At 63.3% G+C, this 24,453-nt stretch carries 23 protein-coding genes, 1 other RNA gene and 3 pseudogenes; 15 read left to right on the forward strand and 12 right to left on the reverse strand.

The genetic code is table 11. The features are described 5' to 3' along the window. Positions 1-382: 382 nt before the first annotated feature. From iscA to R3F42_12270, 4 genes and pseudogenes are all read right to left on the reverse strand, one after another. Positions 383-717 (reverse strand): annotated as a pseudogene (iscA, locus tag R3F42_12255) (iron-sulfur cluster assembly protein IscA). A gap of 9 nt (positions 718-726) precedes the next feature. Beyond that, positions 727-1,947, reverse strand: coding sequence for an IscS subfamily cysteine desulfurase (locus R3F42_12260; protein ID MEZ5542800.1), 1,221 nt, complete (start codon positions 1,945-1,947; stop codon positions 727-729). 43 nt (positions 1,948-1,990) lie between these two features. Next, positions 1,991-2,467 carry an Rrf2 family transcriptional regulator gene (locus R3F42_12265; protein ID MEZ5542801.1) on the reverse strand — a complete coding sequence of 159 codons (477 nt, stop codon included), beginning with the start codon at positions 2,465-2,467 and terminating at the stop codon, positions 1,991-1,993. Positions 2,468-2,623: 156 nt separating this feature from the next. Beyond that, complete coding sequence (locus tag R3F42_12270) at positions 2,624-3,145, reverse strand: DUF1249 domain-containing protein (GenBank protein ID MEZ5542802.1); 522 nt, start codon at positions 3,143-3,145, stop codon at positions 2,624-2,626. 132 nt (positions 3,146-3,277) lie between these two features. Here R3F42_12270 and R3F42_12275 point away from each other — a divergent pair, with 132 nt between their 5' ends. From R3F42_12275 to R3F42_12290, 4 genes and pseudogenes are all read left to right on the forward strand, one after another. Further along, positions 3,278-4,729, forward strand: coding sequence for an FAD-linked oxidase C-terminal domain-containing protein (locus tag R3F42_12275; GenBank protein ID MEZ5542803.1), 1,452 nt, complete (start codon positions 3,278-3,280; stop codon positions 4,727-4,729). A gap of 10 nt (positions 4,730-4,739) precedes the next feature. Continuing rightward, on the forward strand, positions 4,740-5,792 hold the full coding sequence (gene glcE / locus R3F42_12280; GenBank protein MEZ5542804.1) for a glycolate oxidase subunit GlcE: 1,053 nt from the start codon (positions 4,740-4,742) through the stop codon (positions 5,790-5,792). Between the two features lie 13 nt (positions 5,793-5,805). After that, positions 5,806-7,037, forward strand: a pseudogene (glcF, locus tag R3F42_12285) (glycolate oxidase subunit GlcF). After that, complete coding sequence (locus R3F42_12290) at positions 7,034-7,849, forward strand: sulfurtransferase (protein MEZ5542805.1); 816 nt, start codon at positions 7,034-7,036, stop codon at positions 7,847-7,849. Before glcF ends, R3F42_12290 begins: the two are co-directional and overlap by 4 nt. Before the next feature lie 89 nt (positions 7,850-7,938). Here the strand turns inward: R3F42_12290 and orn are convergent, their stop codons facing one another. After that, a complete protein-coding gene (orn, locus tag R3F42_12295; protein ID MEZ5542806.1) occupies positions 7,939-8,481 on the reverse strand; it encodes an oligoribonuclease in 543 nt (180 codons plus the stop codon). Between the two features lie 86 nt (positions 8,482-8,567). Here orn and R3F42_12300 point away from each other — a divergent pair, with 86 nt between their 5' ends. Genes R3F42_12300 through rsgA form a run of 4 tightly spaced genes read left to right on the forward strand, consistent with a single transcriptional unit; the run spans position 8,568 to position 11,421 of the window. Next, on the forward strand, positions 8,568-9,815 hold the full coding sequence (locus tag R3F42_12300; GenBank protein ID MEZ5542807.1) for a M48 family metallopeptidase: 1,248 nt from the start codon (positions 8,568-8,570) through the stop codon (positions 9,813-9,815). Between the two features lie 20 nt (positions 9,816-9,835). Then, positions 9,836-10,117: a cytochrome c gene (locus R3F42_12305; protein ID MEZ5542808.1), complete on the forward strand. Its 282-nt coding sequence runs from the start codon at positions 9,836-9,838 to the stop codon at positions 10,115-10,117. A gap of 18 nt (positions 10,118-10,135) precedes the next feature. Then, positions 10,136-10,471 (forward strand): 4a-hydroxytetrahydrobiopterin dehydratase, encoded by a 336-nt coding sequence (locus tag R3F42_12310; protein MEZ5542809.1) that lies wholly within the window; start codon positions 10,136-10,138, stop codon positions 10,469-10,471. Positions 10,472-10,479: 8 nt separating this feature from the next. Further along, positions 10,480-11,421: a ribosome small subunit-dependent GTPase A gene (gene rsgA, locus R3F42_12315; GenBank protein ID MEZ5542810.1), complete on the forward strand. Its 942-nt coding sequence runs from the start codon at positions 10,480-10,482 to the stop codon at positions 11,419-11,421. A 286-nt stretch (positions 11,422-11,707) separates the two neighbouring features. Here rsgA and R3F42_12320 read toward each other — a convergent pair whose 3' ends face one another. From R3F42_12320 to ffs, 7 genes and pseudogenes are all read right to left on the reverse strand, one after another. After that, positions 11,708-12,130 (reverse strand): hypothetical protein, encoded by a 423-nt coding sequence (locus R3F42_12320; protein ID MEZ5542811.1) that lies wholly within the window; start codon positions 12,128-12,130, stop codon positions 11,708-11,710. Positions 12,131-12,490: 360 nt separating this feature from the next. Continuing rightward, entirely contained in the window at positions 12,491-12,799 is a 309-nt protein-coding gene (locus tag R3F42_12325) for a DUF1272 domain-containing protein (protein MEZ5542812.1), read from the reverse strand. A 32-nt stretch (positions 12,800-12,831) separates the two neighbouring features. Further along, positions 12,832-13,176 (reverse strand): histidine triad nucleotide-binding protein, encoded by a 345-nt coding sequence (locus R3F42_12330; GenBank protein ID MEZ5542813.1) that lies wholly within the window; start codon positions 13,174-13,176, stop codon positions 12,832-12,834. A gap of 194 nt (positions 13,177-13,370) precedes the next feature. Continuing rightward, positions 13,371-13,967 carry a recombination mediator RecR gene (gene recR, locus R3F42_12335; GenBank protein ID MEZ5542814.1) on the reverse strand — a complete coding sequence of 199 codons (597 nt, stop codon included), beginning with the start codon at positions 13,965-13,967 and terminating at the stop codon, positions 13,371-13,373. A 10-nt stretch (positions 13,968-13,977) separates the two neighbouring features. Continuing rightward, positions 13,978-14,301, reverse strand: a complete 324-nt coding sequence (locus R3F42_12340) for a YbaB/EbfC family nucleoid-associated protein (GenBank protein ID MEZ5542815.1) — start codon at positions 14,299-14,301, stop codon at positions 13,978-13,980. Positions 14,302-14,516: 215 nt separating this feature from the next. Next, a pseudogene (dnaX, locus tag R3F42_12345) lies at positions 14,517-16,119 on the reverse strand (DNA polymerase III subunit gamma/tau). 271 nt (positions 16,120-16,390) lie between these two features. Next, positions 16,391-16,487, reverse strand: an RNA gene (ffs, locus tag R3F42_12350) — signal recognition particle sRNA small type. Between the two features lie 300 nt (positions 16,488-16,787). Between ffs and R3F42_12355 the strand changes: the two genes are divergently transcribed. The 7 genes from R3F42_12355 to R3F42_12385 all read left to right on the forward strand — a co-directional run bounded on the left by R3F42_12355 (position 16,788) and on the right by R3F42_12385 (position 24,217). Beyond that, complete coding sequence (locus R3F42_12355; GenBank protein ID MEZ5542816.1) at positions 16,788-17,456, forward strand: OmpA family protein; 669 nt, start codon at positions 16,788-16,790, stop codon at positions 17,454-17,456. Positions 17,457-17,639: 183 nt separating this feature from the next. Further along, complete coding sequence (locus tag R3F42_12360; protein MEZ5542817.1) at positions 17,640-17,894, forward strand: DUF4212 domain-containing protein; 255 nt, start codon at positions 17,640-17,642, stop codon at positions 17,892-17,894. A 3-nt stretch (positions 17,895-17,897) separates the two neighbouring features. Continuing rightward, a complete protein-coding gene (locus R3F42_12365) occupies positions 17,898-19,703 on the forward strand; it encodes a sodium:solute symporter family protein (GenBank protein MEZ5542818.1) in 1,806 nt (601 codons plus the stop codon). Positions 19,704-19,992: 289 nt separating this feature from the next. Continuing rightward, the gene (locus tag R3F42_12370; GenBank protein MEZ5542819.1) at positions 19,993-20,883 is read left to right on the forward strand and encodes a hypothetical protein; all 891 of its coding nucleotides are present in this window, start codon (positions 19,993-19,995) and stop codon (positions 20,881-20,883) included. Further along, entirely contained in the window at positions 20,858-21,649 is a 792-nt protein-coding gene (locus R3F42_12375; GenBank protein MEZ5542820.1) for a hypothetical protein, read from the forward strand. Before R3F42_12370 ends, R3F42_12375 begins: the two co-directional genes overlap by 26 nt. Positions 21,650-22,401: 752 nt before the next feature. Next, positions 22,402-23,316, forward strand: a complete 915-nt coding sequence (locus tag R3F42_12380; GenBank protein MEZ5542821.1) for an alpha/beta hydrolase — start codon at positions 22,402-22,404, stop codon at positions 23,314-23,316. 124 nt (positions 23,317-23,440) lie between these two features. After that, positions 23,441-24,217, forward strand: a complete 777-nt coding sequence (locus R3F42_12385) for a potassium channel family protein (protein MEZ5542822.1) — start codon at positions 23,441-23,443, stop codon at positions 24,215-24,217. Positions 24,218-24,453 lie beyond the last annotated feature (236 nt).

Below are 24,453 nucleotides of genomic sequence, written 5' to 3' on the forward strand. Positions count from 1 at the left end.
GCTGCGCGCCTCGCCGAGGCGCCTCGGCGCAGCTCTCCATCCTGCTGCGGCAGGAATGCGGCATCGCGCGTGGTGCGGTGCTCGTCGTCATGCCGGATCTACGGCCAGTTCGAGCCGATAGCGCCCGCCTTACAGGCGGATCTTCCAGAACCTGGTAACCCTCGTTGATGCGCGCGGCCTGCTGCGCCGACAAGCCCGCCGTTCCAGGTCGCTGGCGGCGGCAAAGCGGTCCGGGTGGACCGTGCCTGCAGCGTGCGGAAACGCGCATCGGAAGTATGCGCGATCGACGTGAGCGACTGCAGCGGCCCGCTCAAGTGGTTGTGGGCGATCCTCGGCCGCGACGGAAAAGCCGACGGTCCGGTGCGCGGCGCAGAGGCCGGCATCAGACGTTGAAGCTCTCACCACAACCGCACGTGTCCTTGACGTTGGGATTGTTGAACTTGAAGCCTTCGTTGAGTCCTTCGCGGGCGTAGCTGGTGAGTTCGGTGCCGTCGGGATGAACGCCTCGAGCTCTTCAGGGTCGACAGCCGCATGACCCCGGCATCTCGAATACCACCGTCGTCCACCACCATATGCTGTCGGCATATTCCATCACATAGGCCATGCCCGAGCAGCCGGTGGTCGCTGACCCCACAGCCACAACGCCACGCCGTGTCCGCGCTGTTCCATGAAATGCCGGATGCGATCAGCCGCCTTTGCCGTTACCGTGATTGCCATGCCGACCTCCTAGTGCGCCGCCCATTTGACGGAATCGAGGTCGATACCTTCCTTGTACATGTCCCACAGCGGCGAGAGTTCGCGCAGCTTGGCAACCTTCTCCTGCACCCGCGCGATGACGTAGTCGACCTCTTCCTCGGTCGTGAAGCGGCCGATGGTGAAGCGGATCGAACTGTGCGCCAGCTCGTCGTTGCGCCCCAGCGCGCGCAGCACGTAGGAGGGTTCCAGGCTGGAGCTGGTACAGGCCGAACCGGATGAGACGGCCATGTCCTTGAGCGCCATGATCAGGCTCTCGCCCTCGACATAGTTGAAGCTGACGTTGAGGTTGCCGGGTACGCGATGGTCGTAGTCGCCGTTGAGGTATACCTCCTCCATCTGCGACAACCCGTTCCACAACCGGTCGCGCAGCGTCTTGATACGCTTGCCCTCCAGCGCCATCTCCTCGCGCGCGATGCGGAACGCCTCGCCCATGCCGACGATCTGGTGCACGGGCAGCGTGCCCGAGCGCAGGCCGCGCTCGTGGCCGCCGCCGTGCATCTGCGCTTCCAGGCGCACACGCGGCTTGCGGCGGACATACAACGCACCGATGCCCTTGGGCCCGTAGATCTTGTGCGCGGAAAACGACATCAGGTCGACCTTGAGGGTACCCAGGTCGATCGGGATCTTGCCGGCACTCTGGGCGGCGTCGACGTGGAAGACGATCTTGCGCTCGCGGCAGATCTCGCCGATGGTGGCGATGTCCTGGATCACGCCGATCTCGTTGTTGACGTGCATGACGCTCGCGAGAATGGTGTCGGGACGCAGCGCCGCCTCGAATTTCTTCAGGTCGAGCAGGCCGTTCGGTTCCGGGTCGAGGTAGGTGACCTCGTAGCCCTCGCGCTCGAGCTGGCGGCAGGAATCCAGTACCGCCTTGTGCTCGGTCTTCAGCGTAACGATGTGCTTGCCGTTCTTGTGGTAGAAGTGCGCGACGCCCTTCAGGGCCAGGTTGTCGGATTCGGTCGCACCGGAGGTCCAGATGATCTCCTTGGGATCGGCGTTGACCAGCCGCGCCACCTCGGCCCGCGCGTTCTCGACGGCCGCCTCGGCCTGCCAGCCGTAGGAATGGGAGCGCGACGCCGGGTTGCCGAACTGCCCCTGGCGCGTGAGATAGGCCATCATCTTCTCCGCCACCCGCTCGTCGACCGGCGTGGTTGCGGAATAGTCCATGTAGATGGGAACACTGATATTCATTGCTCTACCCTGCTCGTTGATCGTTTGCCTGGTTTACTGCGGGTCATGCCACGGTCTTGCGCAGGCGCGCCAGCTCGACCTCCTGGCGTCCGCGCTGGCGGCGCACGACCCGGCTCACCGCCTCGCGCTGCAGGAAACTGGCCAGCGTGACGCTGGCGAGAAACTCGTGGATCCTGTCGCCGAGCTGATGCCAGAGTTCGTGCGTCAGGCAGCGTTCGCCGTCCTGGCAGTCGGTACGTCCGCCGCACAGGGTGACATCGATGCCCTCGCCGATGGCGTCTATGATTTCCGCCACCGAGATGTCCTCCGGCGGGCGCGACAGCTGGTAGCCGCCGCCCGGTCCGCGGATGCCCTCCACCAGCCCCTGCTTGCGCAGGCGGGCAAACAGCTGTTCCAGATAGGACAGCGATATGCCCTGGGTTTCGGAGATATCCGCCAGGGTTACCGCACCCTCCCCGTGATGGACGGCGAGATCCATCATGGCGGTTACGGCATAACGTCCTTTGGTCGATAGTCGCATGCTAGTTTCCTGCCGGATAAACCCATTTGGGGATGCCCGCGCCAATAACCAAGTAATTTAGTCAGGAAATATTATGCGGGACTCGCGCGGTACTGGCAAGCGCCGGGCACTATTACAATGGGGATATACGCCGGCCCGGCGCGGCCGGCCGCGCAGTCAGGATTCGACGCCGAGCAGGGCGTCCATCCCCGCGTCGTGCAGGTCGCCGGCCGCTACCACGACCCGCCCGGGAATGAAGCGATGCCCCTGCATCAGGCAATAACCCAGCCATTTCTGCAGGAACCGGTTCATGCGCCACTTCTCGACCAGCGAGTAGCTGTGATACATGCGATGGTACAGCGCGTGGCGCCGGCCGCGGCGGCGGCCGCAGGAGATCACCTCCGCCACCTGGGCGTCGTGGTACATCCTGACCTGCATGTCCGGCGCGGGAAAGCGGCCGTCCCGGTCGGTGAACCAGTAGGTCAGGCGGAAGGTGGTGGTGAAACGGCAGCGCTCGATGACGCGCAGGTGCAGGTCGAGCACACCGTCGACCCGGGAGATGGTGTAGTCCGGCAGGTCGTCGATGTCCGGCACCAGGTTGCGTATGCGGATGTAGTTGCACTCATAGATTTCCATGAGCCCGGCGAAGTTCTTGGCCGGGATGCCATGGTGCTCGAAATGTCGCAACGTGCAGTACATAGACAGATCATATCATGACGGAATTATTCTGCTGGACGTTGGCGGTGGCGTCCGGCACTGGTATTTGCATCGCTATCGGCGATAATCTGTCTTACTTGACGGACCGTCAACCGTTGACAACAACGAGCGGCCATGCCTGAAGATATCGTTACCCAGCTGCGCACGCGGCTGCCGGCGCACTGCGTGCTGCACCGGGAAGAAGACCTGCGCCCCTACGAGTGCGACGCCCTGTCCGCCTACCGGCGGCTGCCGCTGGCCGTGGTCATCCCGGAGACGCTGGCACAGGTGCGCACGACGCTGGCGCTGTGCAGCGCGCAACGCGTGCCGGTGGTGGCGCGCGGCGCCGGCACCGGGCTGTCGGGCGGCGCCATGCCGCTCGGCGACGGCATCCTGCTCAGTATGGCGCGTTTCAACCGCATCCTCGCCATCGACACCGCCAACCGCACTGCGCGCGTGCAGCCCGGCGTGACCAACCTGTCGATCTCGAAGGCCGCCGCGCCTTACGGGCTGTACTACGCGCCCGACCCCTCCTCGCAGATCGCCTGCTCGATCGGCGGCAACGTCGCGGAGAACGCCGGCGGCGTGCACTGTTTGAAATACGGTCTCACGACGCACAACATCCTGGCATTGCAGGTCATCACCATCGATGGCGCAACGCTCGAGATCGGCGGCTCGGCGCTGGACAGCCCCGGCTACGACCTGCTCGCGCTGATGACCGGTTCGGAAGGACTGCTCGGCGTGATCACCGAGGTGACGGTCAGGCTGCTGCCGCAGCCGCGCGCCGCGCAGGTGGTGATGGCGGCATTCGACACCGTCGAGGCCGCCGCCGCCGCGGTCACCGCGACCATCGCCAGCGGCATCGTGCCGGCCGGGCTGGAGCTGCTGGACAATCCCGCCATCAGGGCGGTCGCGCGTTTCATCGACACCGGCTATCCGCCCGATGCCGGCGCCATCCTGCTGTGCGAGGTGGACGGCGAGGCGGAGGACGTCAGCGAGCAGATCGATCGCGCCAGCCGGGTGTTCCGCGACGCCGGCTGCACCTCGCTCGCGGTATCGCGTGATGAAGCCGAGCGCCAGCGCTTCTGGGCCGGGCGCAAGGCGGCCTTCCCGGCCATGGGCCGGCTCTCGCCCGATTACTACTGCATGGACGGCACCATCCCGCGCCGGCATCTGGCCGAGGTGCTGAACGGCATCGGCGCGCTGTCGCGCGAATACGGCCTGCAGATCTGCAACGTGTTCCACGCCGGCGACGGCAACCTGCACCCGCTGATCCTGTACGATGCCAACCAGCCCGGGGAGCTGGAACGCACCGAGGAACTGGGCGGCAGGATCCTGGAGCTGTGCGTCGCCGTCGGCGGCACCATTACCGGCGAGCACGGCGTCGGGCTGGAGAAGATCAACCAGATGTGCGTCCAGTTCAACAGTCCCGAGCTGGCACAGTTTCATGCCGTCAAAGCCGCGTTCGACCCGGACGGCCTGCTCAATCCCGGCAAGGCCATACCGACCCTGCACCGCTGCGCGGAGTTCGGCGCCATGCACGTCCATCACGGACAGCTGCCGCATCCCGAGCTGGAACGGTTCTGATTCTGACCGCATGACGGACGCCAGCGCCATCCAGGAACAGATCCGCGCCGCCGCGGAAACCGGCACCGCGCACGTCATCCGCGGCGGCGGCAGCAAGCCGCTGCTCGGCCGTGCCGTCGCCGGCGAGCCGCTGGACATCGCCGGCTACCGCGGCATCATCGACTATGCGCCCGCGGAACTGGTCGTCTCCGCGCGCGCCGGCACGCCGCTGGCGGACGTCGAGGCCACGCTCGCGGACCAGGGCCAGATGCTCGCCTTCGAACCGCCCCACCTCGGCAGCGGTGCGACGCTCGGCGGCACCATCGCCTGCGGCCTGTCCGGACCGCGGCGCCCGTACACGGGCGCCGCGCGCGACTTCGTGCTGGGTGTGAACTGCGTGAACGGCAAGGGTGACTACCTGCGCTTCGGCGGCCGGGTCATGAAGAACGTCGCCGGCTACGACCTCTCACGCCTGCTGACCGGTTCGCACGGCACCCTGGCGGTACTGCTCGACATCCATCTCAAGGTGCTGCCGCGGCCGGAAACGGAGCTCACCCTGCTGCAGCCGTGCACGGCCGCGGATGCGATCGAACGCTGCAACCGCTGGGCGGGACAGCCGCTGCCGCTGAGCGGCGCCTGCCACTTCGACCATCAGCTGCTGTTGCGGCTGTCCGGCTATGCCCGTGGCGTGGAGGCCGCGGCGCACCGGCTCGGCGGCGAACGGCTCGACGACAGCAGCCGCTTCTGGGAGCACCTGCGTGAGCAGCGCCTGCCGTTCTTCGACAATGCCCGGCCATTGTGGCGCGTGGCGGTGGCGCCGGCCACGCCGCCGCTGGCGATCGCGGGCGAATGGCTCATGGACTGGGGCGGTGCGCAGCGCTGGCTGCTCACCGACGCACCGGCCGCGTCGGTGCAGGCCGCGGCACGGGCAGCCGGCGGCCACGCGACCCTGTGGCGCGGCGGCACGGACGCGGAATGGCTGCAGCCGCTGCCACCTGCACTGCTGGCACTGCAGCGGCGGCTGAAGCAGGCCTTCGACCCGGCCGGCATCCTCAACCCGGGCCGCCTGTACCACGCCCTCTGACACGGAACCCGCCATGCAGACCGCACTGCCCGAAAGCCTGCTCGCCACCCGCGCCGGACGCGAGGCCGACGAGATCCTGCGCAATTGCGTGCACTGCGGCTTCTGCAACGCCACCTGCCCGACCTACCAGCTCACCGGCGACGAACTCGACGGGCCGCGCGGACGCATCTATCTCATCAAGCAGGTACTGGAAGGCCGTCCGCCCGGCGCGCAGACACGCCTGCACCTGGACCGCTGCCTGACCTGCCGCGCCTGCGAGACCACCTGCCCGTCCGGCGTCGACTACCACCGGCTGCTCGACACCGGCCGCGCCCTGACCGCGCAGGCGCTGCCGCGCGCGCCCGTACAGCGCGTGCTGCGCCTGCTCCTGCGCCGGCTGCTGACCCGGCCGCGGCTGTTCGGCGCGCTGCTGCGTGGCGGTCAGGCGCTGCGCCCGCTGCTGCCGCGCCCCTGCGCGTCCGGATACCCGCACACCGCACGCTACCGCCCCAGGCCGCCGGCGCAGCACGCACACGCACCATGCTGCTGCTGGATGGCTGCGTGCAGCCGGCGCTGGCGCCGCAGATCAACCATGCCGCGCGCGCCGTGCTCGGGGCGCTCGGCATCGACCTGGTCAGCGCCCGTGCGGCCGGCTGCTGCGGCGCGCTCAGCCACCACCTCGACGCCCAGGCCGAGGCGCAGGATTTCATGCGCCGCAACATCGATGCCTGGTGGCCGCATATCGAGGCCGGTGCCGAGGCCATCGTGATCACCGCCAGCGGCTGCGCCCCGATGGTCAAGGACTACGGCCAGCTGCTGGCGGACGACCCGGCATACGCCGCACGGGCCGGCCGCGTGAGCGCGCTCGCGCGCGATCTCGGCGAGGTGATCGCCGCCGAACAGCCGGACGCCGTGCTCGCGCGCGCGCGCGCGACACGCATCGCCTTTCACTCGCCCTGCACCCTGCAGCACGGCCAGCGCCTCGGCGGCGTGGTCGAGAACCTGCTCGAACGGCTCGGCTATACGCTCGTGCCGGTCGCCGACGGCCACCTGTGCTGCGGCTCGGCCGGCACCTACTCGCTGCTGCAGCCCGCCCTGGCAGCCCGGCTGCGCGCCAACAAGCTGGCCGCCCTGCAGCAGGACGCACCGACGCTGATCGCGACCGCGAACATCGGCTGCCACCAGCACCTGGCCGGGCACGCCGCCGTTCCGGTCGTGCACTGGATCGAACTCCTCTCCAACCTGCTACCCGGAGCAAAGCCATGACTGCCCCCGTACTGCCCCTCCTGGTCGAACCCGACGCGCTGGAGCAATCATTGGGTACCGAGAATCTCCTCGTTGTCGACCTGAGCAAGGCCGAGACCTACGCCCGGCTCCATATCCCGGGTGCCGTACACCTCGACTACCCGCAGATCATCGCCGCGCGCCGGCCGGTGATGGGACTGCTGCCGGATGACACGGCCCTGGAGCGGCTGTTCTCCGCCATCGGCATCGACAACGACACCCACGTCGTGGCCTACGACGACGAGGGCGGCGGGCGTGCCAGCCGCCTGCTGTGGACGCTGGCCGCGGCCGGCCACGCGCGCTACTCGCTGCTCAACGGCGGCCTGCACTCCTGGGCCAACGAGGGCCATCCGCTCGATGCGCAACGCGTCACGCCGGTGGCGAAATCCTTCACGGTACGGCGCGATCCCGACCCGGTCGCCACGCGCGAGCACATCCGCGCGCATCTCGGCGACAGCGCGGTTTGCCTGCTGGACGTGCGCACGCCGGAGGAGTTCAGCGGCGTGAAGCGTTTCGCCGAGCATGGCGGACACATCCCCGGCGCCGTCAACATGGACTGGACTCTGGCCATCGACAGCGCACGCAACCTGCGGTTCAAGCCGGACGCGGAACTGCGCGCGCTGCTGTCAGGCATCGGCGCGACCCCGGAGCGCGAGGTCATCACCTATTGCCAGACCCATCACCGTTCGGCGCATACCTGGCTGGTACTGAAATACCTCGGCTACCCGCACGCGCGGGGCTACCCGGGTTCATGGTCGGACTGGGGCAACGACCCCGCCATGCCGGTGGAGTAACGCGATTGCCGGCGGGCCGTTTGGCACAGGCGCGCCGTGCAGGCGCGAACGATACGGGCACGCTGCCCGGTCGCGGACGCAGTCCGCGGCTACTTGAACAGATATTCCCGGTAGTACTTCAGCTCGCGGATGGAATCGCGCGTGTCGTCCAGCGCCAGGTGCGAGCTTTCCTTCTTGAAACCCTTGGCGATGTTCGGCGACCAGCGCAGCGCCAGTTCCTTGATGGTACTGACATCGAGGTTGCGGTAGTGGAAATAGCGCTCCAGCTCCGGCATGCAGCGCGCGAGGAAGCGCCGGTCCTGGCAGATGCTGTTGCCGCACATGGGCGAGGTGTTCGGCGGCACGTGTTCGGACAGGAACGCGAGGGTCTGCTGCTCGGCCACCAGCTCGTCCAGGGTGCTGGTGCGCACGCGCTCGGTCAGGCCGGACAGGCCGTGCTGGCGCGTGTTCCATTCGTCCATGGCCGCCAGCACCGCATCCGGCTGGTGGATCGCCAGTACCGGACCTTCGGCGATGATGGTGAGCTGGCTGTCGGTGATGATGGTGGCGATCTCGATGATCCGGTCGCTGGTGGTATCCAGGCCGGTCATTTCCAGATCGATCCAGATCAGGTTGTTCGCATCTTGCGCCATGCCGCATCCTTTGAAAAATTATGGTTGAGTCACATTGTAGCAGACGCTACCCTGCCGGCAGGCAACCCGTATAGCGCAATATCGTCATGAATTCATTCACCTATCTATTCCTGGCCGCGCTGGCCGTTTCGGTCCTGCTGCGGCTGTGGCTGGCCTGGCGGCAGCTGGCGCATGTCGGCAGCCACCGCGCGCAGGTCCCGGCATCGTTCGCCGACCGCATCGCGCTGGCCGATCACCACAAGGCCGCGGATTACACCCGGGTGAACACCCGCATCGGCATGCTCGCCCTGCTCTGGGAGGCGCTGATCCTGCTGGGCTGGACCCTCGGCGGCGGCCTGGAATGGCTCGACGGCAGCTGGCGCGGCCTCGACCTGGCGCCGGTATGGACCGGCACCGCCGTGATCCTCAGCAGCATCGTCATCGGCTCGGCCCTGGACCTGCCATTCGCCATCTACCACACCTTCGTGGTGGAGGCGCGCTTCGGCTTCAACCGGTCCACGCCCGCGCTCTTCATCGCCGACCTGCTCAAGCAGACGCTGCTGCTCGCCGCCATCGGCACGCCGCTCGTCGCGCTCGCGCTGTGGATCATGACGGCCGCCGGAACGCTCTGGTGGCTGTACGTGTGGGTGGTGTGGATGGCCTTCACCCTGTTCATGTTCTGGGCCTGGCCGACGGTGATCGCGCCGCTGTTCAACAAGTTCACGCCGCTGGACGACGCCGGCCTGAAGGCGCGCATCCAGGCGCTGATGGACAAGTGCGGGTTCCGCAGCAACGGTATCTTCGTCATGGACGGCTCGCGCCGCTCCGGGCACGGCAACGCCTACTTCACCGGCTTCGGCAACAACAAGCGTATCGTGTTCTACGACACCCTGCTGGAATCGCTGGAACCCGCCGAGATCGAGGCGGTACTGGCGCACGAGCTCGGGCACTTCCGGCTCAAGCACATCCAGAAGCGTCTGCTCTCGACCATGGCGCTGAGCCTGGCGGGACTGGCGCTGCTCGGCGCTCTGGCACAGCAGGACTGGTTCTATGCCGGCCTCGGCGTGAGCCGGCCCTCGGCCTGGATGGCACTGCTGCTGTTCATGCTGGTGCTGCCGGTGTTCAGCTTCATCCTGCAGCCGCTGCTCTCGCGCCTGTCGCGCAAGCACGAATTCGAGGCCGACGCCTATGCCGTGGCACAGTCCAGCGGCAGGGACCTGGTCCATGCGCTGGTGAAGATGTACCGCGAGAACGCCAGCACCCTCACCCCCGACCCGCTGTATTCCGCGTGGCACGATTCGCACCCGCCCGCCCCGGTGCGGATAGCGCGGATATACGCTAATATCAAGGCATAACGCACCCTAAGGAGTCACCCATGAATTACCGGTCATCCCTGGTCCTGGCGGCCGTGCTTGCCGGCGCCACCCCTCTGGCGTCGGCCGCGGATATCAACCGTGGCCAGGAGCTGCAGCAGGAAAACTGCATGAACTGTCACGACGACGGCGTCTACACGCGTGACAACCGCAAGATCGGTTCGCTGTCCGCACTGGAAACCCAGGTGCGGCGCTGCGAGCTGACGCTCGGGCTGCAGTGGTTCGACGAGGATGTCGCGGACGTGGTCGCCTATCTCAACGACGCCTTCTACAAGTTCAAGTAGGCCATGCCCGGCCCGGCCTTGCACGAGCGACACTGCCGGCCCTGCGCGCGGGGCACGCAGCCGCTGGACCGGGCGCAGGCCGGGGCGCTGCTCGCCGCGCTGCATCCCGACTGGACGCTGTCCACCGACGGCCGCGCGCTCAGCCGCGATTACGGATTCGGCAACTATTACCAGACCATGGCCTTCGTGAACGCCGTGGCCTGGATCGCCCACAGCGAGGATCATCATCCCGACCTTGAGGTCGGCTACAAGCACTGCCACGTGCGCTACAGCACGCACATGATCGGGGGCCTGTCCGAGAACGACTTCATCTGCGCCGCCCGCATCGACGCCCTGCTCCCGGCCGCGGCCTGACCGTCCGTATGTCGTCCCGGCCGCCGCAACCGTCCGTCACCGCCCCACCCGACAGCCATACCGACAACCAGCCGCGCAGCGGTCTGGTGATCGTCAACTACGGCAAGAGCCTGCTGGTCGAGGCTGAGCACGGCGCCCTGGTCGCCTGTGTCTGGCGGCGCACCATCGACACGCCGGTGTGCGGCGACCGCGTGCAATGGCTGCCGAGCGGAATGGATGAAGGCGTGGTCGAGGCCGTTGCGGAACGGCGCAGCCTGCTGACGCGCGCCGCGGGCAACAGCCGGCAGAAACCGCTGGCGGCCAACATCGACCAGGTGGTCATCGAGGCCGCGACCGAGCCCGCACTCGACAGTTTCCTGATCGACAAGTACACCGTTGCCGCGGAACTTGCCGGCGCGACGCCGCTCATCGTGATCAACAAGGCCGACCTGCTGGGGGCTGCAGCGCGGCACGAGATCGACGCGTTGCTGGACGAGTACCGCGCCATCGGTTACCGCTGCCTGTTCACCAGCGCGAAGTACGACACCGGTATCGACGCCTTCCGCGCAGCACTCGCCGACCGCACCAGCATCCTGGTCGGCCAATCGGGTGTGGGCAAGTCCTCGCTCATCAAGTGCCTGCAGCCGGAACTCGAGATCGCCACCGGCCGGCTCTCCGCCGCCTCCGGTCAGGGCAAGCACACCACCACCGCCACCACGCTCTACCACCTCCCCGGCGGCGGCGCCCTGATCGACTCGCCCGGCGTGCGCGACTTCCACCTCGGCAGCGTGGAACCGGCGGCGCTCGCCCGCGGTTTCCGCGAATTCCTGCCCTGCCTCGGCCACTGCCGCTTCAGCGATTGCCTGCACCGGGGCGAACCGGACTGTGCCGTCGCCGCCGCGCTGGCGCGCGGTGCGATCGGCGCACGGCGCATGGAGAGCTACCGGCGGCTGCTCGCATTGTACATGTAGGTTACGGAAGTCGCGCGCAGTGATGTGGAGAGCGCAGAATTACGCCGAGAATCAAGATCGGCGCGCGCAGGCGGGCATGCAGCCGTGTGCGTGCAGATACCAATCTATCAGCGCCGCACTGCGCATTTGCCGTGTTCCCGCCACTGCGGGCGCGAGGTGCAGCGTCGATACGGCGTTACCGATCTGTCCAGGCCTCGAACTAGCCCGGACCGGCATGGCATTCAGCAACAAAACGGGCCGGATACGGTGAATGCATCCGGCCCGCTGCTACGCTCAGGCGGCCCGCTCAGTCCTGCTTGACATCGCCCTGCTGTTGCACGGGCGCTTCTTCCGCCTCGCGCACGGGGATCGGGATGACGACGTTGCCCTGATAGGTTCTGTGCTTGTCCGTGATCGAATCCGTGATCCCCAGGTCCCAGAAGATGACGCTCGCCGCCATCTTCCCACCTTCGATCTCGCTGCGTATGGAGCCCGTGACCGTTCTCCCGTCCGCCGTCGTGCAGTCGTAAACCAGGGCATCGTCCGAGCGCCGGATCATGATGTTGGTCGATGGAATATCCGCAGGCCATACCCCGCGCTTGTTCCTGAAGTTGCATTTGCCCGCGGAGCCGTCGGAGAAGCTGACTGCCAGTGGGATGTAGGGGTCGTTGACGATGGTGGCACAGCCACTGAGCGCAAGCATTGCCGTGAGTACGTAAACACGTTTCATTATGAGATCCTTATTTTAAAAATTTGCTGTCTATCAGGCGGATGTGAAATCCGAGCGCGGGAGAGTATATGCCATGGGAAACGCCGCTGTCCGCTGCGGGATGATAACCGCCATGTATTAGAACCTATCTCAAAATTGGTACAAGCATTCTTACATTGTCATGCCCGCGCAGGCGGGCATCCAGAAAACCCCGAAATACTGGATTCCGGCCTGCGCCGGAATGACGAGAAACATGGCCGCCGCAGGATTTCCCAATTTTGAGATAGGTTCTAGTACGTTTGTACTAGTCGACGCAAAGCAGACGAAGCGCCGCAGCAACCGGGGCTTGCTACACGCAATACATCCGTTCCGCTCGATCCATCAGCGCGCCTCGGGCGGCAGGGATCTGATCGGGGCCGCGAAGCGGGCATGCGTTTGCGGGTCGACCGGCCGGTACCTGACCCGGGTGCTCGCCGGGTCCTTCCCCAGGTAGTTGTCGTCCTTCCAGTTGCGCGACGGCCGGATGGGCCGTGGCACGAAGCCGCCACCGCAATTCGGACAGACATTGCCCAGCACGGTGTCGACACAGGCGGCACAGAACGTACATTCATAACTGCAGATGCGCGCCTCGGTCGAAGCCGGCGGCAGCGGCTTGTTGCAGTGTTCGCAGGTGGGTCTGAGTTCCAGCATGTCGCCCTTGGGTCCCGCGTGCGTGCAGGTGCTTATCCCGGCGGCCAGTGCATCGGCCGCCCCCCGAGCAGATGCAGATGGAGGTGATAAACCGACTGGCCCGCCCCGGGGTTGCAGTTCATCACCGTGCGGTAACCGGGCCCGGCGATGCCTTCGTCGGCGGCGATCCGCTTGGCGGCCAGATACATCTTCCCGACCACGTCCGCGCTGCGCTCGTCCAGGTCGTTGGTGGTCGCGATGTGCTGCTTCGGGATCACCAGCACGTGGGTCGGGGCCTGCGGGTTGAGGTCGCGGAAGGCCAGCACGTCGCCGTCCTCGAACACCACGTCCGGCTTGATCTCACCGGCCACCATCCTGCAGAACAGACAATCAGACATCTCGTTTACTCCTTCGGTTACGATGCCGGCAGCATAGGGTGTTAGACTGCAGGAGCGGACTGCGTCCGCGCACAGCATGATGCTGGATCATTCGCGCTCGAGGAGCGCCCCTACAACAATACACCTTCCCGTGGGAACGGTCCGCATCTGCAAACGCGCTCTGCGTGGGAAGTATGCAAAAACTGCCCCGATGCCTAGATCTCCTGCCGTCCCGCGAAGGCGTGCGAGAGCGTGCCGCTGTCGATGTATTCCAGTTCGCCGCCCATGGGCACGCCGTGCGCGATGCGGGTCGGACGCACACCGTGCGCACGCGCCAGCTCACTGATGAAATGGGCGGTGGCCTCGCCCTCCACGGTCGGGTTGGTCGCCAGGATCAGCTCCTGCACCTCGCCGCCGGTCAGCCGCGCCTCCAGCGCGTCCAGGCCGAGCTGCTCCGGCCCGATGCCGTCCAGCGGTGAGAGATGGCCCATCAGCACGAAGTACAGGCCCTGGTAGCCGGTCGACTGTTCCAGCGCCTGGACGTCGGCCGGCGTCTCCACCACGCACAGCAGGCCGCGGTCGCGGCGCGGGTTGGCGCACAGCGCGCACACCACCTCTTCGCTCAGCGTGCGGCACTCGCGGCAGTTGCCGACCTTGTCCATGGCAACCGCAAGCGCCTCGGCCAGGCGGCGGCCGCCGTCGCGGTTGTGCTCCAGCAGGTGGTAGGCCATGCGCTGGGCCGATTTCGGCCCGACACCGGGCAGGCAGCGCAGGTTTTCGATCAGTCGCCCGATCAGGCGCGAGGTTGACATCGCGACCGCTCTAGAACGGCAGTTTCATGCCCGGCGGCAGATTGAGGCCGGCGGTCAGCCCGCTCATGCGCTCGCGGGTGGCGCTCTCGATCCGGTGCGTGGCGTCGTTGATGGCCGCGGCCACCAGGTCCTCGAGCATGTCCTTGTCGTCGCCGACCAGGCTGGCGTCGATGGCGACGCGCTTGACCTCGTGCTTGCCGGTCATGGTGACCTTGACCAGCCCGCCGCCGGACTCGCCGGTCACCTCGAGACTCGCCAGCTCCTCCTGGGCGCGCTGCATGTTGGCCTGCATCTCCTGCGCCTGTTTCATCAGGTTTCCCAATCCACCTTTCATCGTGTCACCTCATATCAAAACAGTAAATTGCCATCAGTTGCCTGGTACCTGCCGCAAAACCCCGATGACCGTTTCAGGTACATCTTATTGTCGTGCCGCTGCGAGTCTCACAGTGATGCGGCACCCGCCACCGGCCCGCGGCACGGGTCCCGTGATTGCGGCGCTGGCTGCTCGCAATGACGTGCGAATTTCATAACAAGTGGTTCCGACCTGCCTCAGTCCCGCGGCCGGATCGAGTCCTCGAACACGGTCGCGCCGAAGGTGTCCTGCAGCGCCTTGATGTTGTCGTCCCCGGCGATGGCGTCGACCGCGCGCTGCTGGCGCTCGGCCTGCTCGCGCGACGCGCGCTGTGCGGGCGACTCCTTCGCCAGCGTCTGCTCGCTGGCCAGGCTTACCTTGACCGCGCGCTGGAAGTGCGCGCACAGCGCGCTCTCCAGCTGCTTGACGCGGGCCGGGCTCAGCAGGTGCGCATGCGCCGTCTCCATCGACAGCCGCACGGTGTCGTCCTCGATGCCGTGATAAGCGCAGTTCAACGCCATCTGGCGCAGCATGCCCTTGAGCGGCAACTGCTCGATGAGTGCGGCCCACTCGTCGTCGCCCGCACGCGCGGCAGCCACTGGCGCTGCGGCAGTCCTTGCCGCCGTGACTGCCTGGCGCAGCGGCGCGTACCGGCGCGGTGACCGTCATCGGCTGCGCCCCGTCCGGCCAGGCCGGCGTGCTTGCGCCGGCCTGTTCCGCCGGACGGAAGACCAGCATGCGCAGCATCACCATCTCGAAACCGCCGCGCGGCTCCGGAGCCAGCGGCAGGTCGCGCCGCCCGATCAGGCCGATCTGGTAGTACAGCTGCACGTCCTCGGGGGTGAGCCGGCCGGCCAGTTCCAGTACCGCGTCGCGGTCGCCGTGGCTGTCGTCCACCGCGTCCGGCAGGGCCTGTGCCAGCGCCACGCGCTGCAGCACCGAGATGAGATCGGCGAGCAGCGCGCCGTAATCCGGCGCCAGCGCGTCGGCCTGCGCCACCTCGGCCAGCAGCGCGGGAGCGTCACCGGCCGCGAGCGCCGCCAGCAGGCGGTAGACCACGTCGCGGTCGATGGTGCCGAGCATGCCGCGCACCTCCGCCTCGCGCACGTCGCCCTCGCAGAAGGCGATGGCCTGGTCGAGCAAGCTCAACGCGTCGCGCAGGCTGCCGTTGGCGGCGAGCGCGAGCTGGCGGACGGCACCCGGCTCCGCCGGGATGCCCTCCGCCTGCAGGATGTGTTCGAGCTGGCCGCCGATCTGCGCCGGGGTCAGGCTCTTGAGGTTGAACTGCAGGCAGCGCGAGAGCACCGTGACCGGCAGCTTCTGCGGGTCGGTGGTCGCGAGCAGGAATTTCACGTGCGGCGGCGGCTCCTCCAGGGTCTTGAGCAGCGCGTTGAAGCTGTGCCCGGAGAGCATGTGCACCTCGTCGATGAGGTAGACCTTGTAGCGGCCGCGGGTCGGCGCATACTGCACGTTCTCGAGCAGCTCGCGGGTATCCTCCACCTTGGTGCGCGAGGCCGCGTCCACCTCGACCAGGTCGACGAAGCGGCCCTCGGCGATCTCGGTGCAGGCGCTGCACTCGCCGCAGGGCTGCGCGCTCACGCCCTGCTCGCAATTGAGCGCCTTGGCGAAGATGCGCGCGATGGTGGTCTTGCCCACCCCGCGGGTGCCGGTGAACAGGTAGGCGTGATGCAGGCGGTCGTTGTCGAGCGCGTTGACCAGGGCACGCTGTACGTGCTCCTGCCCGACCAGCTCGGTGAAATTGCGGGGACGCCACTTGCGCGCCAGGACCTGGTAGCTCATCGGTGCCTTGTCTGCTCCTCTCGCCCCGCTACCGGCGTCACTGCCTGTAACCGGGTCATCCGATCGTCACGCCGCGAACCGTCAGTGCGAGGAACGTTGTTCCGCAGCGAGCTCCGGGTTGCAGCACGCGGTTTGCAGGGTTGCTGCGCTGGCCGCGCCCGGCCTCCTGCCGCTCGCGGCATGCACGCGTCCGGGTCTGACGTGCTCGCAATGACGGCCAAGCGCCGGATCAGGAATCGCCCGTATCGCCTTGTTGTAACAGGGAGGTGACCTGTACCAGCCACACCCCGGCGCCCGAGTCCACTGCTGCCGCTGCTCCCTTCCGGGCCTGACGGGGTTCACAGCTTATCGTCGCGGGGGGACCGGCACAAGCCACCATAAACAGATGGCACATTATAGGCTTATCGGTCGCTTTTGATAACCGGTCTGATCATTGGCCAGACTCTGCGCGTGCCGGTTCCTGCCGGGTCGGCGCACGGGCATCGACCCGGGTGCCGAGGCTGTTGCGAAAACACAATGAATACAGCATGCTCTACGACTATATTAGAAACAACCGCTGAGAATGCGGAGATCGCCGCGACGCGGATCGGGTCCTGCCACCGGGCAGTACCGGACGCGCCCGGGACTGCCGGCACACACAGCCGCCCAAACAAACGGAGGAAATCATCATGTCTGTCATCATCAACCGTCCCGCGTCAGGCACCGTCGCCGCTCCCTGTCGCGCCCTCGTGTTCACCCTGCTCTGTGCCGCAACCGGCGCGGCGACCGCCGGCTCGATGGGATACCTGACCGACAGCAGCGGTGCCGTCGTGCAGGCCGCCGCCAGCGGCACCTGCGTCCACACCTCATCCTGGAGCGAGTCGATGGCGATCCCGGGCTGCGACGGCTTCGTGGAGAAGCTCGCGCCCGCCTCCGCGGGACCGATGGTCGCGACGGCCGCCGAACCGAAACGCCTGGAGCAGGTGACGCTCGACACCCGCGCGTTGTTTGCATTCGACAAGGCGGTGCTGCTGCCGGAAGCGAAGCAGGCGCTCGACGAGATGGCTCAGCGCCTCAACAACTACACGGATGTCACCAAGGTCGTCATCTCGGGCTATACCGACCGCATCGGCGATGATGCATACAACAAGGAACTCTCGCGCCGCCGGGCCCAGGCCGTGGCCGACTACCTCGCCACCCGCACCGACGTAAACCGCACCGGGATCGAGGTCCGCGCCATGGGCGAGGCCGATCCGGTCGTGGAATGCCAGCGCACCGGCTCGTTCCGCGATCTGGTCCAGTGCCTGCAGCCTAACCGTCGCGTGACGGTCGACATCAGCGCCAAGCGTTACGAGTGATCCTCTGACCGTCCCCGGGGAAGGTGACTGCCCCGGCAGTCGCCTTCCCCGCGCGGGCGCCGCGCCCACACCGCGGCACACCGCGCGCCCCTCCCCCGCACGACCCGCAGCGCTATCGGCACCGGCTTGATTTGCCGGGGCTTGGCTGTTATTCAGGGTGCCACACCACAAGGGGGATCCTGCATGACCAACAACCGTGCGGCCTACTGGCAGGCCAATCTGCGGCTGGTGACCGGCTGCCTGTTCGTCTGGGGGCTGGTGTCCTTCGGCGCCGGCATCCTGTTCGTCGACTTCTTCAACCGCTTTCACCTGTTCGGCTATCCGCTCGGCTTCTGGTTCGCGCAGCAGGGTGCGCTGTTCACCTTCCTGGTGCTGATCTTTTATTACGCCTGGCGCATGAACCGGCTCGACCACCGGTTCGGCGTGGACGAGGACTGAGCCGTGAGTCTGCAGACCCTGACCTTCATCACCGTGGGCCTCTCCTTCGCGCTCTACATCGGCATCGCCATCGCCGCGCGCGCCACCAGCACCGGGGATTTCTACGTCGCCGGCAAGCATGTGCACCCGCTCGCCAACGGCATGGCCACCGCGGCCGACTGGATGTCGGCGGCCTCGTTCATCTCCATGGCCGGGCTGATCAGCTTCCTCGGCTACGAGGGCGGCATGTACCTGATGGGCTGGACCGGCGGCTACGTGCTGCTGGCCATGCTGCTCGCGCCCTACCTGCGCAAGTTCGGCAAGTTCACCGTGCCGGAGTTCATCGGCGACCGCTACTACTCGCAGACCGCGCGCGTGGTCGCGGTGATCTGCCTGATCTTCATCTCCTTCACCTACGTTGCCGGGCAGATGCGCGGCGTGGGCATCGTGTTCTCGCGCTTCCTGGAGGTGCCGGTGGAGACCGGCCTGTACATCGGCATGGGCGTGGTGTTCGTCTACGCCGTGCTCGGCGGCATGAAGGGCATCACCTACACCCAGGTCGCGCAGTACTGCGTGCTGATCTTCGCCTACACCGTGCCGGCCGTGTTCATCGCCCTGCAGGCCACCGGTAACCCCTTCCCGCAGCTCGCGCTCGGCGGCGCGCTTAGCGACGGTTCCGGCGCGCTGCTCCTGAAGCTGGACCACACCCTGGTCGATCTCGGCTTCGGCTCCTACACCGCACCGTTCAACGACAAGTCCATGATCGACGTGTGCGCGATCACGTTGGCGCTCATGGTCGGCACCGCCGGCCTGCCGCACGTGATCGTGCGCTTCTTCACCGTGCCGCGCGTGCGCGACGCGCGCCTCTCCGCCGGCTGGGCGCTGCTGTTCATCACCATTCTCTACACCACCGCCCCGGCGGTCGGCGCGCTGGCGCGCATGAACCTGGTCGAGACCGTGAACGGCCCGGACGGCAGCGGCACCTACTACGCCGCCATGCCGCAGTGGTTCAAGACCTGGGAAAGCTCCGGCCTGCTCGCCTGGTACGACCACAACAATGATGCCAAGGTGCAGTATGCCGCAGGCCCAGCCTTCACCGGCGACGGCAAACCGCAGTTCGACAGTGATCTGCGCGGTCCGCTGCACCAGCGCCTGACCACCAATCCGTCCGCGGGCGAGGTGAAAAATGAGGCCCCGTTCGCCAACGAGATCTACGTCGACCCGGACATCATGGTGCTGGCCAACCCGGAGATCGCCGGCCTGCCGGACTGGGTCATCGCCCTGGTCGCCGCCGGCGGCATCGCCGCCGCGCTGTCCACCGCGGCCGGCCTCCTGCTGGTGATCTCCGCCAGCATCTCGCACGATCTGCTGAAGAGCACCTTCGCACGCAACATCAGCGAGAAGAACGAACTGATGGCCGGGCGCATCGCCGCCGGCGTGGCCATCGCCATCGCCGGCTACCTCGGCCTGCACCCGCCCGCCTTCGTCGCCCAGGTGGTCGCGTTCGCCTTCGGCCTGGCCGCCGCCTCGCTCTTCCCCGCCATCCTCATGGGCATCTTCAACAAGCGCATGAACCAATGGGGCGCCATCTGCGGCATGCTCGCGGGACTGACCTTCACGCTCGGCTACATCATCTACTTCAAGGGGGTGTTCATCGAGCCGCTGGCGGCGAACGTGCCGGAGAACTGGATACTGGGGATCTCGCCCGAGGGTGCGGGAGTGATCGGCATGGTGATCAACTTTGTGGTGGCGATGGCGATTGCGCGGAATACGGAGGCGCCGCCGGCGCATATACAGCAGATGGTGGAGGAGATTCGGGTGCCGCGGTGACCACCTTGAGTAATGCCACAAGAAGAATATACAGCCAGATTCCGCAAAGAGATTCCGCGGACTAGTACAAATGTATTAGCCGCCATGCATCGTTCGTTTTGCCTACCCCTGATGTAATGCCGTTCTTGCCAGTCTGTTTGGGCCGTGTAATATACAATCAAGCGACTGATTTTTAATGAAACAGAGTATGTAACCTTGCCTAAATGTCGTAAGCCAATACCGGCTTTTTTGGTTCTCTACTTGTAGTTAGGCGCTAAATGATACCAAGAGGAATTCTGGGGAACGTAAGATGGGTAAGAAAACAGTGCCAGATTTAAAAGAGCTGTTTAAGCAGGCTTCTGAAATAGCGCAGCAGGTACCTGAAAGCATGCAGGAAGCGGCATTTAATCGCGCAATTGACCTTCTTACGGGCGGCGCAGAATCCGCACCTCAGGCAGAGCAGCCTAGCACGCAAACCGTCAAGGAGAAAAAGGCTGCTAAGAAATCCACTCAACCGGAACGAGAAGATTCCTCGTTAGACGATCTGGTTTCAGCAATAGATTCTACACAACACCCGGGCGTAACCTCTGCAACAAAAGTTCTCGATCGATCACTCATGATCTTGCAGATAGCACTAACTGATCATGACAAGGATGGTTTGACTCCGTCAGAAATCGCAAAAATACTGACAGAAAAGTTTCGAGTTGGGACTACGCGAGCAGCTGTTAGTATGGCGTTAGGGAATGCGACTACGCTTGTAAATCGCGTGAAAGATGGGCCTGGATACAAATATAGAATAATGGCGCCAGGCGATGAATATCTCGCGCATCTCGATGAGCCAGACAGTGTGTCGCCATCTTCTGCAAAGAAAAGCAGGAAAAAGAAAGTAACCACTAAAAGTGCCACTACAAAAAAACAATCTTCAAAGAAAAAATCAAAGACCTCCAACAAAAGTAATGTAAGCCAACCCAAGAAAAGTGCCATAGGGCCTAAAGCTGCGGTTAGCACTCTCATGGAGTCAGGGTATTTTAGTACGGCTCGTACTGGCCCAGAAGTTCAAGCCTACTTGAAAAGTAAGCGGGGCTTCCATTTCGGTACAGATCAATTGCGTCTCGCAATGCTTAGACTTGTGCGGGAAGAAAAGCTAGAGAGAGACGAGAACGACGATGGCCAATATGAGTACAAGCAGCCAAAACCTTAATTTAGCGCAAGCCCTTGCCTCTATCCCGAAGCCGCTTCGAAAGAGGCTTGTGCAAAACTACTCAACCCTCAAGAGCCATGCTCTAGAAAACCAACATGATTCTATTGGACATCAAGCAGGTAAATTAGCAGAAGTATTAGTTCGAGTGTTGCAGCTAATTCTTACTGGCACGTACATTCCACTGTCTAAGGGTCTAGGAAACTTCAAGGGCGAATGCGAGAAGCTGGAAAATACTGTTACGACTGCAGGTCCTGAAGGCTTACGGATTCTGATGCCAAGAGCACTTTTATTCTTATATACACTTAGAAACAAGCGAGATTTTGGGCATACAGGTGGAGAGGTTGATGCTAACGAGATAGATGCGCTAACTGCCACACGGCTTGCTGACTGGTGCATGTCAGAGCTAATCAGGGTGAGTCACAGCTTGCCAATTGAAGACGCTCAGCATATCTGCGACGCCATAGCGGAAAGGAAATTGCCAGCTATTTGGAATGTCATGGGCAGAAAGAGAATATTGGAAACATCGCTGAGTTATAGAGATCAAACTTTACTACTTCTTTACTCTGAGATTGAATCTGGTGTTCCTACAGAAGATTTATTCGACTGGACTGAGCATTCCCACAGAGCCAATTATCGTAGAGATATATTGGCCAAGCTACACAAAGCAAGACTCATCGAATGGGACAAGGAAACAGAAATGGCAATAATATCTCCAACAGGAATCGAAGAAGTTGAAAATGCAATTCTTCAAAAAATCAATAACTAGAAAAGAAGCACCTAACAAGGCACGTAATAAACGGGACGGAGGATATAAATTCAGTCAAATAATAAAAAATACTTTTTCCACAGAATAAAGGGGTCGGATACATTTTCTCTACTTTAGTTAATTGTATACGCCCCCATTTACCTCTTTAAGTTATGTGCATTGATTCAGATCAATGGGGTCAGACTCGATTGATTAGACGATAACTTGACTTATCAATGGGGCCTGACCCTTTTGATTCCCCTTCCCGCGCAGAAGGAAATCCAGCCTTAAAGGATCAATGAGGATCACTGGGGTCAAACTCGATTGATTAGACGAAAAACTGACGAATCAATCGAGTCTGACCCTTTTGATTCATGGCCTTCAATCAGATTATGGTGGTGGCTCCAAAGACTACCTCAGCTACAGCATTCTAGGAATTCTTATGAAAGAAGGACGCATGGCGCGCAATGACAAAAAGAAACATGTGGCAAAGTCAGATTAAGCACCTAACCATCAGCTCAAGTCGTTCGCTCTCGCTCACTGGGACGCTCCGCCGCGATGCGGCTCCGCGCCCCTTATAAAGGGGTCGGATACATTTTTCTGCGTACTTGTATCCGATCCACTTATCGTGATTCTTTAGCGCTTATTAATAAAATATTAGCCAACAACTTACCACATGGACGCTGAATCATTACGTAAAATCTGAAATAAAAGGGGTCAGATACAATGTACACAGTGACCCATGGTGTCCTGACTCAACAGGAAACTCAAAAATGAAGAATGTCCATTTCAAGAACGCCAATGGCCAGAACATCACAATGGCGGCGGTGATCTACTTCCCGGAAGCATTCGATGAAAGCAGGAGATATCCAGCCGTCATCGTGTCGCACCCGGGTGGCGGCGTCAAGGAGCAGGCGGCGGGTCTGTATGCGCAGAGGCTTGCGCAGCAGGGGCCGGTCACTATCGCCTTCGACAGATCGTACCAGGGTGAAAGCACCGGCGAGCCGCGCCAGCTCGAGAACCCCTATATCAGCACGGAAGACGTGAGCGCTGTCGTCGATTACCTGACGACATTGCCCTACATCGACCCGGCGAGGATCGGCGCCATGGGTGTTTGCGCAGGTGGCGGCTATACCGCGAACGCCGCGATCAACGACCGTCGCATAAAAGCGGTGGCAACGGTCAGCGCTGTGAATATCGGAGCGATGTTCCGCAACGGCTGGGACAACGACGTTGCGTCAGCCGACGCCATCCCGTACCTGGAGAACGGTTCGATGGCACGCACCGCCGAAGCCGCCGGGGCCGACACCGTGACCATGCCGCTGGCACCGCTCCGGCAGGAGGATGCCCCAAACAAGGAACTGGAAGAAGCATGGGAGTACTACCACACGCCGCGCTGCATGTACTCGACGGCGCCGGGTTTCGCGACTGCCAGGAGTCTCAACCAGATCATTACCTACGACGCGTTCAACATGGCGGAAGTCTTCCTGACACAACCGCTCCAGGTCGTTGCCGGCAGCAAGGCCGGCAGCAAATGGATGAGTGACGACCTCTACGCGCGTGCCGCCAGCAAGGACAAGCATTTTCATGTCGTGGAAGGAGCCAACCATATGCAACTGTACGACGATCCGCACTTTGTCGACGAGGCCGTGTCGGTGCTGGGATCATTCTTCAGTGCCAGGCTGTAGGAACTTGAATGGTGTCAGAGCACATTTTCCGCGATCAATGGGATCAATGAGGTAAGACTCGATTGATCATATCTATTGTAGATAGCCCTTTTCATCCTCGTATCAATAACGACGAGACACAATTATGGACGCTGACACAGCGAAACCGGCCGACACTGAAACATTGCTCAACGCGCTCTGCGATACGCTTGAAAAACTGGATGAACAAGGTGCTGGCGCGACGCAGGAAATAATCTCCGACATTCACACCCGCGCCAAAAGCATACGAACGTCTGTGCAAGCAGACCGCAAAGAACTCAGCAAGATAACCGAAGCAAACAATAGCAAATCGGTTACGCTTAACTCGCTGAAATCGGCGTTCCAGGAATCTTCCGAGCGCGGCAATCAACTTTTCAAGGACATCGCGCGCTGCCTTGTACCGCTGATACCGGCACTATTCACTCTTGTGTCAATCGTATTTTACAGCGAGACGGCTTCTACCTGGTCAGGAGCACTGACCGTCTCCCTGACTTTGACCTACATGCTGCTGTTATTGTTAGCGGCTGCTCACCGCAGCGATGTCAAGATGGGCAGCCGCAAAGGATCCCAGAATTTCCTCGACAGTATATTTCCGACTCGCGTAGCCGGCATTTTTCTTGTGCTGTGCTTCCTCGCCTCACTCGTGGTCGGATTTGCCGCGCTCTATATGAAAACGGGCATCGTCTTTGGCTGTTGCAACAAGGCAGACACCGCATGGGAGGCAATCTATTTCAGTTTTGTCACCCTGACCACGCTCGGATACGGCGACTTTTTCATCTTGAGTTACTGGTCCGAGCTGTTGATCGCCTTGGAATTGCTTAGCGGGATTGTCCTGCTGATATGCATTTTCGCATTATTGATAGCACGGCTATCCGTATTTTAAGTAAATACAGAAGTTTTACAGGGGGCTGGTGTTATATAACTGAATATACTGGGAATTTTTCTATAACTACTCTCAGAATTGCTACAAGCATTCTTGCATTGCCATGCCCGCGCAGGCGGGCATCCAGCAAACCCGCGAAACACTGGATTCCGGCCTGCGCCGGAATGACGAGAAACATGGCCGCCGCGGGATTTGCCAATTTTGAGATCGGTTCTAGCCTCTATTACGCGGCAAAT

The sequence above is a fragment of the Pseudomonadota bacterium genome (assembly GCA_041395565.1).
Classification (GTDB): Bacteria; Pseudomonadota; Gammaproteobacteria; order UBA9214; family UBA9214; genus UBA9214.